7 protein-coding genes and 1 pseudogene are annotated in these 13,271 nt (G+C 68.7%); 5 read left to right on the top strand and 3 right to left on the bottom strand.

Translation table 11 applies throughout. The features are described 5' to 3' along the window. Positions 1–339 (bottom strand): annotated as a pseudogene (locus tag AQJ64_RS51630) (DEAD/DEAH box helicase); the annotation flags it as partial. Positions 340–522: 183 nt separating this feature from the next. On the opposite strand from AQJ64_RS51630, the gene AQJ64_RS51625 reads away from it, so the two are divergent. From AQJ64_RS51625 to AQJ64_RS44475, 4 genes are all read left to right on the top strand, one after another. Further along, on the top strand, positions 523–4,944 hold the full coding sequence (locus AQJ64_RS51625; RefSeq protein WP_240512830.1) for an NACHT domain-containing protein: 4,422 nt from the start codon (positions 523–525) through the stop codon (positions 4,942–4,944). 145 nt (positions 4,945–5,089) lie between these two features. Beyond that, the gene (locus tag AQJ64_RS44485) at positions 5,090–6,247 is read left to right on the top strand and encodes a tyrosine-type recombinase/integrase (protein ID WP_240512829.1); all 1,158 of its coding nucleotides are present in this window, start codon (positions 5,090–5,092) and stop codon (positions 6,245–6,247) included. Continuing rightward, positions 6,244–8,760 (top strand): tyrosine-type recombinase/integrase, encoded by a 2,517-nt coding sequence (locus AQJ64_RS44480; protein WP_240512828.1) that lies wholly within the window; start codon positions 6,244–6,246, stop codon positions 8,758–8,760. The genes AQJ64_RS44485 and AQJ64_RS44480 overlap by 4 nt, the downstream gene beginning before the upstream one ends. Then, on the top strand, positions 8,757–9,317 hold the full coding sequence (locus tag AQJ64_RS44475) for a DUF6262 family protein (protein ID WP_206189823.1): 561 nt from the start codon (positions 8,757–8,759) through the stop codon (positions 9,315–9,317). The genes AQJ64_RS44480 and AQJ64_RS44475 overlap by 4 nt, the downstream gene beginning before the upstream one ends. Positions 9,318–9,376: 59 nt before the next feature. Here the strand turns inward: AQJ64_RS44475 and AQJ64_RS44470 are convergent, their stop codons facing one another. Together AQJ64_RS44470 and AQJ64_RS44465 are read right to left on the bottom strand one after the other, a co-directional pair. Continuing rightward, positions 9,377–12,040 carry a DEAD/DEAH box helicase gene (locus AQJ64_RS44470; protein WP_276206703.1) on the bottom strand — a complete coding sequence of 888 codons (2,664 nt, stop codon included), beginning with the start codon at positions 12,038–12,040 and terminating at the stop codon, positions 9,377–9,379. Beyond that, positions 12,037–12,603 carry a hypothetical protein gene (locus AQJ64_RS44465; RefSeq protein WP_055636882.1) on the bottom strand — a complete coding sequence of 189 codons (567 nt, stop codon included), beginning with the start codon at positions 12,601–12,603 and terminating at the stop codon, positions 12,037–12,039. The genes AQJ64_RS44470 and AQJ64_RS44465 overlap by 4 nt, the downstream gene beginning before the upstream one ends. Before the next feature lie 147 nt (positions 12,604–12,750). Here AQJ64_RS44465 and AQJ64_RS47520 point away from each other — a divergent pair, with 147 nt between their 5' ends. Continuing rightward, positions 12,751–12,945: a double zinc ribbon domain-containing protein gene (locus tag AQJ64_RS47520; protein WP_079062331.1), complete on the top strand. Its 195-nt coding sequence runs from the start codon at positions 12,751–12,753 to the stop codon at positions 12,943–12,945. Positions 12,946–13,271 lie beyond the last annotated feature (326 nt).

Genomic DNA, 13,271 nt, shown 5'->3' with positions numbered 1-13,271 from the left:
GTCGTAGGGCACGGCGTAGACGCCGGTGATCTCGTTCTCCGCCCGCCAGCGGAGCAGAGCCTGGTAGCCCTCCAGCCACACCAGCGATTCCGGCCGGTAGACCCGGGTGCGCAGGAAAGCCGCGATGGTCGCCGCGTCGCGGGGAGAGGAGAAGTGAAGCAGGGCGGACTCGGCGGCGGCGTCGGTGTCGTCCTGCTCCTGGTCCTCGCTATCGCCCTCTCCGCTGGCCCCGACGATCCGCCCGTCCTCATCGCGCTGGAGGTGGACCTTGCGCTTGCCGCTGGTGAGGGCGCGGGAGGCGAGCTGCTCGACCAGGCGCTCATCATGCGAGCGCAGGCCCTATATCTCAGGGAGGGCTGTCCAGTAGGCGCGTTTGGTGTGGTGGAGTCTGCGGTCGTAGACGATCATGGTCTGGTCATTTTGTGACGGTCTGCGTGGTTGTCGGTTGGTGGGAGTAGGGTCGCGTGGCGCGGTTCCCGAGAGGGTGAGAACCGATGGGATGTCCTGGGGGAGTGGAGCTGGGTGGGGCTGGCGGGTGGGGCTGCGGACAAGGCGGGTAACCGGTACGAGGACTGGTGGACCGCGCTGAGGGTGGCGGAGTTGCTGAGGGGGCGGGCGTCACGGATCCGCCTGGAGCCCCCGGGGCCGGCGGGCGCCGGGATCGAGTTCGAGCTCGAGGCGGACGACGGCACGTGGTGCGAGCAGGTGAAGGACGTTCCCTCGAAGGGGGCGTGGACCCTGGACGCTGCGGGGAAGATCCTCAAGGCGGTCACGGGGCATCTCGCAGAGGGCAAGAAGGTGCGCCTCGTGCTGTCCACGGGGGCTCCTGAACTGCATGATCTTTCTCAGCGGGCCCGTGCCGCGGAAACGCTCGCCGAGTTCGAGGGGATCATTACCAAGGCCCAGCTTCTCCAGTTCGTACAGGTACTCGAGAACTGGTCTGACAACGGGATGCCGGTCGACCGGGAGGTCGGCTGGCGGTATCTGCAGGCCGTGCACGTGGAGCACATCCCACCAGAGGCACTGCGCCGCCTGGTGGTCTCCGAGTATGAGCTGCTGTTTGTCGGGGACCCGGAAGTGATCGTCAGGCAGCTGAGCGGCTATCTCGACGAGCACCTGCACCAGCGCCTCACCGGCTCCCAGATCCGCAGCCATCTTCTAACCGTGCCGGGGGTGCGCCCACGTCTGCTGGCGGGTGACACCGGGACGCTCACGGCCCTGGCCGGGACGGTCGATCGCTTTGTGCGGCGCGTGCGACGGGACAAGCCCGCGTTCGGGATGGCCGCTCGTCCGCATGTGGAGCAGCTGTACGAGCGCCTGGTGGCTGAGGACGGCCTGCAGGTGGTGGTCTGCGAGGGCAGCGCTGGCTTGGGTAAGTCAGCGGTCGTCACCGACGTCCTGGTCCGGCTGACCGAGCAGGGATGGCCGGCGGCCGCGGTCCGGATGGACGGCGCCGACGCGAGTGTGCAGACGGCCAAGGACCTGGGTACCAAGATGACCCTGCCGGACTCGCCGGCGGTGCTGTTGGCCGGGGTCGCGGACGAAGCGCCGGCGCTGTTGGTGATTGACCAGCTGGATGCGGTCAGCACCTACAACGGCAGGATGTCGGATGCCTATGAGGCCGTGGAAGATGTACTCGCACAACTGGTCGTCGCCCCGAACGTCAAGGTGCTCCTGGTGGCCCGCACCATCGACATCGACAATGACCGGAGGCTGTCCGACCTGGTCGCCGACCGCGCCCGGACAGTCCGGTTCCCCCTCAGCGTCCTGGACGTGGAACAGGTGCGGGCTGTGCTGTCCGCCAGCGGGACGGATCCCGACGGCTTGGGGCCGGTGACGCTGGAGCTGTTGCGGACTCCGTTGCACCTGTCGGTCTTCAGCCGTCTGTCGTCCTCCGCACGGGCCGCTTCCTACCGGACCTTGCAGGAGCTGTACGCGCGTTACACCGATGAACGGCGCGAGGAGATCGAGCGACAGGTCGCCGCGCTGGACTGGCGGGGTATCACGGGCACGCTGTGCGCCTCCATGAGCGAACGCGAAACCCTCCAGGCACCTATGGCTCTCCTCGATGGTTTCGCCCGCCAGCACATCAAGGTGCTCGAGTCGCACGGTGTGCTGGTGCGCGACGGGGAACAGATCGGGTTCTTCCACGAGACTTACTTCGATTTCCTCTTCGCCCGGTCCTTCATCTCCACTGGAGAGGACATCCACGATTTCCTGGCCAACTCAGGTCAGTACCTGTTCCGTCGCGCCCAGACCCGGCAGATCCTCGAGCACCTCGCCGGCACGGACCCCGGGCGTTTCCGCACCGCGGTGGCCAGGCTCCTGGGCTCCGACCGGATCCGCCCGCACCTGCATGATGTGATCATCGCTGTCCTCGGGCAGCTCGACGCGGCTCTGCCTGACTGGAAGGCCATCGAACCGCTCGCCTGGGGGCAGGCTCCTGTGGCGGGCAAGGTACGCGGTCTGCTCGCCCTGCCGCGGTGGTTCGACGCCGCTGACCACGATCAGAGGTGGGAACGCTGGCTGGGCTCGCCGCAGACCGCCGATGCTGCGTTCCCTGAACTGCTGGCCGTCGCGCGACACCGGCCCGAACGTGTCGCAGAGCTGGTGCGACCGTACGTGGGCACCACGCCGCAGTGGCGGCGCCGGCTGGTGGGGCTGATCGAGTGGGCGCTCACGCCTGACCTCGTCGACCTTGCCGTCGATCTGATCGACCGAGGGTATGCGGATGAGGCTAGGGGGCCGATCGCGGTCAACAGCGACTTCTGGTTGCTCCTCTACGGCCTGTCCGAAACCCACCCCGCTCCTGCTGCCCGCCTTGTCGGCGCCTATCTGCGTCGTCACCTCGCCCGTGCGCGCGCCGACGGATCCGGCGACCCCTTTGCGTCCGAGCACTTGTCCACGAACTCACAGGTGGCCGACACGGTTCTCTCCCGCATCGCGCAGGCCGAGCCGGAAACCTACGTCGACCAGGTTCTGCCGTTCGTCATCGACGTGGCCACCGCTAGCAGCGCGGGCCGCACCGGCGCCCACGACCTCGGTGGCCGTTGGGCCTACCGCCTCGTGGGCGGCCGCGGTGTCGACACCGCCTTGCTGGCCGCCCTCGACACGGCACTGCGCTCCCTGGCCGGCCAAGCCCCGGCTGCCGCTGCCGATGCCCTGCGGCAACTGACCGCCTCACCAGTCCAGGAACTGCGCTTCCTCGCCTGCCGCCTGCACACTGCCCTGGGACAGCCCGATGAGGCGATCACCTGGCTCCTGGCCGATGAGCGCAACCTGCGCCTGGGATGGGTGGACAGTGCGCGCTGGGCCTCGCGCGAACTCATCGAGACCACGACCCCCCACTGCACGGACGAGATGCTGGATTGCTTGACCGCGGTGCTGCTTGGCTACTACCCGGCGTGGGAGCGCCGACGGCAGAAGGGGCAGCGCAGCGTCTGGGGCCGGAGCCAGTACGAGCTGCTGTCGGCGATCTGCCCCTCGCGCCGTAGTGAAGCGGTACGCCGTCGGCTCGCCGAATGGGACCGCAAGTTCCCCGACCACGCCCCGTCGCCACCGACACCAATTCAGACTGGGTTCGTCGGCTCGCCGATCAGTGACCATGCAGCCCGGAACATGACCGACGACCAATGGCATCGTGCCCTGGACAAGTACGCCCAGCCCCAACCCGAACGGTTCTGGCCTCTCCGAGGAGGCGTCCACGAGCTCGCCCGGACACTGGGCAGTCGCGCGCAACAGCACCCCGACCGCTTCACAGACTTCGCCCTCACTCTCAGCCCAGGCTCACCGGCCGCCTACCTCTGCGCGATCGTGGAGGCGGTCACGCCCCATCTGGATGCCGACCACTGGGAACGACTGGCCCTCCACACCCACCAGACGCTCGGCTCCGAGGCAGCGTCCACGATCTGCCGCGCCCTGCAGGCGACCCCGCAGAACTTCACTCCTGCTCTGCTCCCGGCCCTCGACGGCTACACCACGGACCCCCAACCCGAGGAGGACGTCCGCGATGCCGGCACCCACGGAACTCGAACGGATCTGCTGACCGCCGGCATGAATGCCACCCGCGGCCAGGCGGCGCTCACCGTTGCCGCCCTGCTCTTCCACGGCAGTGAGCATCTGCACGCCTTGACGCTCCTGGTCACCCGCCTCGCCAACGACCCAGTGCTCGCTGTCCGAGTCTGCGCCGCTCAGGCCGTGCTGGCCTTGATGAAGCATGACCCTCAGATTGCGCTAGACACCGCTGAACAACTCCTGAACCACCAGGACGCCAACGTCTACAACGCCTCCACCACTCAACGGCTGCTCATCAACACCCTGGTCCGTGAACCGTCACGTTTCGCTGCCCACCTCGCTCGAGCCCTCCAAGGGAGGGGCGATATGGCCGAACTCGCCGGCCAGTCCTGGGCTGTTGCCACCATCCAGGGATGTCTCACCCCGGACCTTCCGAACAGCACGGATGAACTCAACGCCCTCGCCCGCCGTGGGGCTGCATCGGTCTTCGCCGACAACATCGACCACTACCCGCACCTTCTCCCGCTGTTCAACGACGATGACGCCGACGTGCGAAAGAACGCCTCCCAGGGCATGCGGCAGGTATTCGACCTGTTTCCTGCACAAGCCGAAGAACTCGTCAGAGCGTTCCTCGACGGCAAGGCCTTCCCCGACCACCTCGAACATCTGGCCTTCGCTCTCTACGACCACGCTGGCCCCCTTCCCAATGTCGCTATTGATGCCTGCGAGCGCATCGTTCAGCACGCGGGCAGGGAGCTCGGCGACCTCAGAACCCATCGTGCGGCGGACGGCCACCACCTGGTCTCGGCAGTCCTCCGCCTCTATCGGCAAAGCCGGCAGGCCGAACGGATCCGTTGCCTGGACGTCATCGACAGGCTCTCGCAGGCAGGTGCCTATGGGTTGACCGCTGCTTTGGAAAACGAGCGCTGACCCCACTGAGCCCTGGTCCTGGCCCGCCGAGAGTTATCTCGGGGCGAGCCAGCGGTGGGGGATGTTTGTTCTGGTTGTCGCCTGCGGGGATGGTGCTGGGTGGAGTGCGGTACGCGCCGCTGTGGGCGGTGGTTGTGTTTGTCACGTGGATGCCGACTTTGTGGCGGAGCGTGCTGTTTCTCCGGTGACCGGTGTGGTGCGGTGGGTGGTGGTCGACGCCGGCTCGTTCGACCTGCACATCGAGGCGGTGGCGTTCCTGGCGTCGTTGCGGGCGCGGGGGTGTTCGCCGAACACGGAGCGCGCCTATGCCGGACGGGTCGCTCTGTACCTGAACTACTGCCGGGTGCGGCGGCTGGACTGGAGGACTCCCGGCTTTCTGGATCTGGCCGGGCTGCAGCGGTGGCTGATCGAGACGCCTCTCACGCCCCGCGCCGGCCAAGTGCGGCCCGGGCCGGTCCGCTACCGGTCGCAGGGCACGGCGAACGCCGTGCTGACGGTGGTGGGGGAGTTCCTGCGGTTCGCCGCTGTGCGCGGCTGGGTGCCGGCCGCCACGACGGCGTTGCTGTCGCAGCCGAAGTTGCTGCGCTTCACCCCGCCCGGCTTCGATACCGGCGAATCGGGCCGGCGGCGCCGGGTCGAGGCGGCCGCGTTCCGCTTCAGGGTCACCGAGCCGGGCTATGAGGACCTCAGCGACGAGCAGATCCGCCGGATGATCGCCGGGGCGCCGAGTGCCCGGGACCGTTTCCTGATCGCGCTGCTGGCGTGTACGGGGCTGCGGATCGGTGAGGCGCTCGGGCTGCACCGCGGCGACATGCACCTGCTGGCCTCCTCCCGCGTGGTGGGCTGCGGCGTCCAGGGCCCGCACGTGCATGTCCGCCGCCGCATGGACAACCCCAACCACGCCCTGGCGAAGTCGCGCCGTCACCGCTTCGTCCCGGTCACCGCCGAACTGGTCGCCCTCTACACCGACTACCAGTACGAACGCGACGATGTGGCCGAGGCGGCGGAGTCGGAGATGGTGTTCGTGAACCTGTTCCGCCCGCCGCTGGGCCGGGCGATGTCGTACCCGAATGCCAAGGAGATGTTCGACCGGCTGGCCCGCGCTGTGGGGCAGGCGTGCCGTCCGCACATGCTGCGTCACTCGGCGGCGACCCGCTGGCTGCGTGACGGCGTCGACCGCGATGTGGTGCAGCGCCTCCTGGGCCACGCCTCGCCGTGGTCGATGGAGCACTACCGGCACGTCGACGACGCCGAGGCACGCGCAGCGGTCGAACGTGTCGGCTCCCTGACGGAGCGCCCATGAGCATCTCGTCCGCACTCTCGCGGCTGCCCGCACCACGCACCGACAACGCGGGAGATCTCGCCGACCGGGGATGGGCAGCGTGGCTGCAAACCCATGTCGATCCCGACTGGCGGCCGAGCGAGTGGCGGCCGGACTGCTGGCTGTTCACCGGGAACGTAGAGGAACCACGCAGCTCGGTATCGCCGTGCCGTACAGCCGCGTGCGACACCGTGGTCTCACCGGCCAACATCTTCTGCCCCTTCTGCAAGGAGGAGCAGAAGAAGTCGCCGCTGCCCGACGCGGAGTTCGCGCGGACCTTCGTGCCGGTGCGCAACCGGGTCCCTTTCGGCGGTGTCCCGGAGCAGTGCCGCTTCACGAAGAACGAGCAGCGCTGTGTCCGCCCCCGCCACTGCAAAGAACTGTGCGCCACGCACTACACCCAGTGGAAAACCCACACCGCCCGCAAGACCGCCGGCCGCTGGGAGGACACCGCCGTCCCCTACACCGATACCCCTGCCTGTCCGGCTCCCGCCTGCCCGCTGCCGGGCCTGTACGGCCGGGGCCTGTGCCGGCATCACGCCAAGCGTTTCCGTGAGCACCGACGCATCCATCCGGACGCGGCCGTTGTGCCGTGGGCGGCTCAACAGCCGCCCTATCTCGCGCCGCACCAGTTCAGCCTCCTGCCCCTGCCCGAACCCCTGCGCTGGGAGGTCCTCTACGGTCTGCAGCAGGTGGACCCGTGGCTGCGGATCTTCGAACCCCCGCAGGTCCGCCGCATGGTGCGGGACCTCGCCGCGGCCACCACGCTCATCGGCGACATCACGGACCAGCAGATGTGCCCGCGCTCCACCGTCGCGGTCCTGCGGATGCTCGGCCGCGTGCGTACGGCGGTCCGGGCGGGCCATGCGCAGTACACCGGCACCGCTCCGGCACAGGACGACGTCCTGGACCTGCGCGCACTCGGCCAGCGCTCCCGTACCCCGGCCGGTATCCGGCAGCCCAAGACCGTTGATCTGCGCACCATCCGGCAGCCGTGGCTGCGCGCCCTGCTGCGCACCTGGACCGTCCAGCAGCGCCCCGACGCGGACGAGTTCGCCCGCACGCTGCGCGGCGTCGAGCTCGCCTCCCGGGCCCTGGCGCAGCGCCCGGGAACCGACGACCCCACACGGCTTCGCTACGACGACGTCACCGCCGTGGTCGACGCGATCCGCACCGCACTGAAACGGGACGGCGAACCGGCCGGCTGGAACTACCGCATGTCCATCGCCAGCCACTTCTTCGCCCTGATCGACTACGGCCGACGCTCCGGCACCGCCGACACCCTCTCGGCCGCCTTCGTCCGCGACCCCGTCCTTCACCGCATCCCCGAACAGGAGGCCAACGAGGACGAGATCGGCAAGGCGATCCCCGAACCGGTGATCCGCCAGCTCGACGCCCACCTCCACCTCCTCGGCCACGGGCGGGCCCGCGGCCAGCGCACCCTCGCCCCCGACGACCTGCAGCTGATGTACCGCACGCTGTACGTCCTGCTCAGAGACACCGGACGCCGGCCCCTGGAAGCCCTCTCCCTGCCCCGCGACTGCCTGGAGACCCGCAACGACCAGATCTGTCTGGTCTGGAACAACCACAAGGCCCGCCGCCACCGCAGGCGCCTGCCCATCACCACGTCCACCGCTCAGGCCATCCGTACCTGGCAAGAACGCCGAGAACAGCTCCACCCCAGCCTTCCGCCCGCCGGCGCCGACTACCTCTTCCCCGCCCTCACCCACCTCTCAACCCGCCCCTACCTGCACACCAGCTACCTCGGCGAGACCCTGCGCCACTGGGTCGACTCCATCCCCCACCTGCACGCAGAAGGCACCGACACACAGGGCAACCCGCTGCCCTTCGACCGCACCCTCATCTACGCCTACGCCTACGCCTACGCCTTCCGCCACTCCTACGCACAACGCCACGCCGACGCCGGAACCCCCCTCGACGTCCTGCGCGAACTGATGGACCACAAGTCCGTCAGCACCACCCAGCGCTACTACACCGTCTCCCTGAAACGAAAACGCGACGCCGTCACCAAACTCGCCGCCCACGTCGTCGACAACAACGGCCACCCCAGCCCCAGCTCCGAGACCGCCTACGAACTGCGCTCCGTCGCCGTCCCCTACGGCGGATGCACCGAACCCAGCAACGTCAAAGCCGCAGGCAGCTCCTGCCCCATCCGCTTCCAGTGCGCCGGCTGCGGCTTCTACCGCCCCGACCCCTCCTACCTCCCGGCGATCGAACAGCACATCAACGAACTGCGCGCCGACCGCGAAACAGCCCAGGCCATGGACGCCGCCGAATTCGTCATCACCGCCTTCACCGCCCAGATCACCGCCTACGAGCAGGTCACCGACCGCATGCGCCGCCGCCTCGCCGCCCTCCCCGCCACAGAACGCCGCGAGATCGAAGAGGCCAGCACCATCCTGCGCAAAGCCCGCGCCGGCCACACCCACACCCTCCTACCGCTCACCATCGTCTCCAGGACCGACCCGGCATGAACCCTCACGGCAACCCGCACACCCTCGCCCAAGCCCGCCGCCGTGCCAGCCTCGACAAACGCCAGCGAGCCCTGACCGCACTCACCACCCTGGAACAACAGGGCAAGAAGATCACTCACACCGCGGTCGCCCGCACCGCCGGCGTTTCCACCTGGCTCACCTACACCGAAGGCATCCGCGAGCACATCGAAGCCGCGCAACAACGCCAGCACCCCACCACCCCCTCACCCGCCCACACCCGCAGCACCGCCGCCGCGCTGCGCACAGAACTCGAGCTCGCCAGGCAGGAAATCCGGACTCTGAGGGAAGACAGAGACCGGATGCGGCAGGCCATCCAGCACCAGCTCGGACAGCAACTCGACGCCCTCGACACCAGGCATCTGACTGCACGCGTCGACGAACTCACCCGGACCAACCAACGACTCGAAGACAGCCTCCAGCAGGCCACCGACGACAACCACCAACTCCATGCCCGCGTGAGAAGCCTGGAAACAGACCTGGCGGCAGCACGCACCAGCCTGCGACGGATGATCCGAGAGGAGAACACAAACCGCTGAAGACGCCAGTCACGTCCCTCAGGACACGCCACACCTCAGCAACCCGACAGACCTGCTGTCTACGCCCACTGGATGCCGAGTTCCCGCAGTGCGTCCAGCTGTTCCTGGGTGAGCTTGTCGCGTCTCGCTTTGGTGTTCGAGACCCACACCCCCAGTTTCACGGTCACCGGTTCCGTCTCGCCGTCGACCGTGATCTCCACGACGGCGCCGCGGGGTACAGGCCGGTAGGCGCCTTCCCGTTCCGCCCACTGGGCGAGGGCTGCCAGGCCGCGCTGGAATGCCTGCTGCGCCTTGCTCGGGCCCTTCGTCGCGGGCGTGGGCACCGGCTCGGGAGACGGCGCCTGGACGGGCCGCACGCCCAGCTGCGTCAGCCGCTCCTGCTGCTTGGCTGACAGCAGTTTCCAGTTGCCTGGCTGCTTCTGCCGCTTCAGCCATCGTCCGATGTCGTCGCCGTCCATCAGCACGCCGGGTGCGATGGCCGGGAGGATGCCGTGGGGTTCGTCGGCGGCGAGGTCGGCGAGGTGGCGGTAGTGGCGTTGCCAGTCCAGTGGCCAGGGGCAGTTCCAGTCGGGGTCGATGGCGGCCAGTTGCTGCGCGCGCGCCTCCGCCCGTTCGTGGTTCTTGCCGAGGCCGCCGTTGCGGCGCAGGTTGGCGATGTGTTGCCCGATGGGCACCATCGCGTCGCCTTCGCCCCAGACGGCGTCCTGCCGGGGTGCGAGGTGCCCGGTGGCTCGCTGGTAGGACCGGAGGGCGGCGAGTTTGGTCTCCCAGGCTTCTTCGCCGGGTTCCCAGACCATTCCGGCTTCCGGGGCGTCCAGCAGGGTCTTGCGCCGTTCCTCGAGTTCTCCGGCCCGCAGTGCCTTCCTCTGCTGGTGGACCCATCGGCCAAGCGGGAAGTCCTTGGTGACGCCGACCTCGACCTCGACGTCGTAGGGCACGGCGTAGAGGCCGGCGATCTCGTTCTCCTTCCGCCACCGGAGCAGGGCCTGGTAGCCCTCCAGCCAGACCAGGGACTCGGGCCGGTAGACCCGCGTGCGCAGGAACGCCGCGATCGTGGCGGCGTCCCTCGGGGTGGAGAAGTGCAGCAGCGCGGACTCGGCAGCCGTGCCCGTGTCGTCCTGCTCCTGGTCCCGGCCCGCTTCGCCGCCGGTCCCGACGATGCGTCCTTCTTCGTCGCGCTGGAGGTGGACCGTGCGTTTGCCGCTGGTGAGTGCGCGGGGGGCGAGCTGTTCGACGAGGTGTTCCGAGTGAGAGCGGAGTCCTTGGAGGACGGCTACGAGGGGGCGGAACGAGGCGGAGGCGACCATGTCGGTCGGGTCCTCGCCCGGCTCCAGGAACACGGGCACGATGATCCGCGCGACTTTGGTGGAGCCGTCCTTGTTGAGCCGGAGTGCGCGGCCGATGTTCTGGACGATCTCGACCTGGGAGCCGCGGGTGTCGGCGAAGCAGACGGCCTCCACGCCGCGCTCGCCGGTGATGTCTACGCCTTCTCCGAGCACGCGGCAGCTGGCGAGGAAGGCGCGGTGGACCCGGCGGCCGGCCGCGTCGATGCCGTCTGCGAACTGGCGCAGGACCTCGCGCCGCTCGGACACAAGGTGGTCGCCGCACAGCCATGCCGACCACACCCGGTCCGGCGGCACGTGGCGGCAGGCCTCGAGCTCATAGAACCCCGCATCGATCGACGACGCGGGGAGCCGGCCTGCGGCGGCCAGGTCGTCACCCGTGGCGTCGTTGACGTATAGCTCGGCTGCCGTCTCGGGCACCTTCTGTGCGAACGCGGCGGCTTCTTCCACCTTCTGGTGGAACGTCATGACCGTACGCAGGTTGTACGCCGCCGCGTGCTCCAGAAGAGCGGTCTGCAGCAGCGCCAGGCGCCGGCCCCGCCGCGCCTCCTCCGCTTCCCCGTCGACGGGGGAGGGGTCGCGGATTTCCAGGACGTCGATCTCGAACCCGGCGAGGATCTCCCGCTCGATCGCCTCCGACAGCCCGAGCTCGGCGAGCCACGACCCGTACGTGCCGTCCGGGTCGTCGGCCATGCTCGCGATCTCCGCCTCCTGACCGTCAGCGCCCCTCTGCGGGCGTGGGGAGGCGAGGATGCGGGGAGTGGCGGTGAGGTAGAGCCGGAAATCCGCGGGGATCCGCTGGTTGTCGTGGATCGCCGCCCACGGCCTGCCAAGATCGCCTGCGGTTGAGTGGGCTTCGTCGATGATGGCGAGGTCGAAGCCTGTCATCTGCTGCCCGTACAGGCGCTCTCCGCCTGCCAGGGCGGCTTCCAGCGGCCCGCGAACGCGTCCCTGGCCCTCGGGTGCGTCGTTGTCCTCGCGGTCCACGAGGGAGGCGTACGTGGCGAACACGACGACCGGCCCGGATCCCGCCCACAGGGCGAGCTGGATCGGGTTGGTGGTGGTGCGCACTCCGAGCGAGTTGAGCACCGGGTCGTTCTCCAACGAGCAGACCGCGACCATGGGGGAGCGGTGGCCCACAGTCCGCCACGCCTGGGCGGTCTGCACGAGCAGGTCCAGAGTCGGCACGGTCACCAGGATCCGCCCCTCGGGAAAGCACTCGAGCGCGCATGCGGCGGCGGTGATCGTCTTCCCCGATCCGGTCGCGGAGACGATCGTGCCCCGGGCCCCCTGGGGAGGCACCGGCGATCTTGCAGGAAATCCGACCCATTTCCGGAAGCTCGACTTCTGGTCCATCTGGTGTTCACGGAGCTGGATCAAAAGAGTTCTCCCGGCTCGGGCAGTGCTTGTTCGACGGAGGCGATCCGGTATCCACCGCCGCGTCGGTAGAGGCCACCGTCTCTTCCGTGGACCGCCCAGGCCCGCTCGGCCGCCTCGCCGGGCGATGCGGCCATCAGGTGAACGGTGGGAGCGGGCATGTCCTGACGGGAGCCCGCGGCGGGCCGGGCGTCGATCCGGTAGACACGATGCCGAGAGATCTCCGGAGCTGCGCCCCCCGACCGCTCAGCCGCAGCCACATCAACCACCAGCCGCTGCAGACGCTGCTGTTCATAACGGACAGCACGCCTGTCGTGGGAAGGCGTGTACACGGTCATCCGCTCCTTCTCTATGAGACAGGCGATCCGTTCCCACTGCAGGCGCCGCAGTTCCGCGATGAACAGTTCACTCAGATGATGCGGTTCCGCCGGGAGCACCCGGGCACTTCCGACACGCCCCTGAGCCAGGCGCACCTGCGCGGCCACCCGGCGGCCATCGAGCCCAGCTGCTCTCGAGACCACGCCAAGCCGGACAAGCTCATGCGGAAGATACTCATAGATCAACACACTTGCCCTCTTCCACCCGGGGCGTCACCACCTTTCGCCAACCATACATGCTGCATCAAATGAGGGGGACCATGATTCGGCAGAGAATCAACCTCAACGTAACGGGTACTCACCACCCACCACCGTCCCCCATCCCCAAGGAGAGCCATGACCTCACAGGCCGGAAACGACCAGGGCAACCGATTCTGCAAGGCATGCGGCACGCCGGCCGAAGACGGGAAACTCTGCGAGCACTGCGGCACCGTCCTGGACCTGCCCGACGAAGCGGGCCTTGTCGAAGACCAAGGTGCGGCAGTACGACGCGACTTCGAGGCACAGGCCCGCCCGCAAGAACACAAGTGATCAAAACAACCCGAGGCAAGGAACCCAGCGCACCCCGCCCCTCGCAGCCAGCCCGGCCCGCGCCAGCGGGCCCCAAGGTCCTGGAGGCGCAGCCGCAAGGACCCCCAGGCGGGGGAGCGCAGCGGACCCGCCTGGGGGTCTGGAGCAAAGCGGAAGACCCCCACGGGGCGCAGCCCCTGCAGCTCCGGGAGCGCAGCGGACGGAGCGTCACTGAGCCTGCGAAGCAGGCTCAGTGAGCGGGACGCGCAGCGTCCCGCTCTGCTCCCGCGGAGCGGGAGCACAACACCCGCGCGCAGCGCGGGTGTTCGCTTGCACATCGCGCAGCG

The organism is Streptomyces griseoruber (genome assembly GCF_001514205.1).
GTDB lineage: Bacteria > Actinomycetota > Actinomycetes > Streptomycetales > Streptomycetaceae > Streptomyces > Streptomyces griseoruber.
This window is presented reverse-complemented; position numbering and strand designations above follow the sequence as displayed.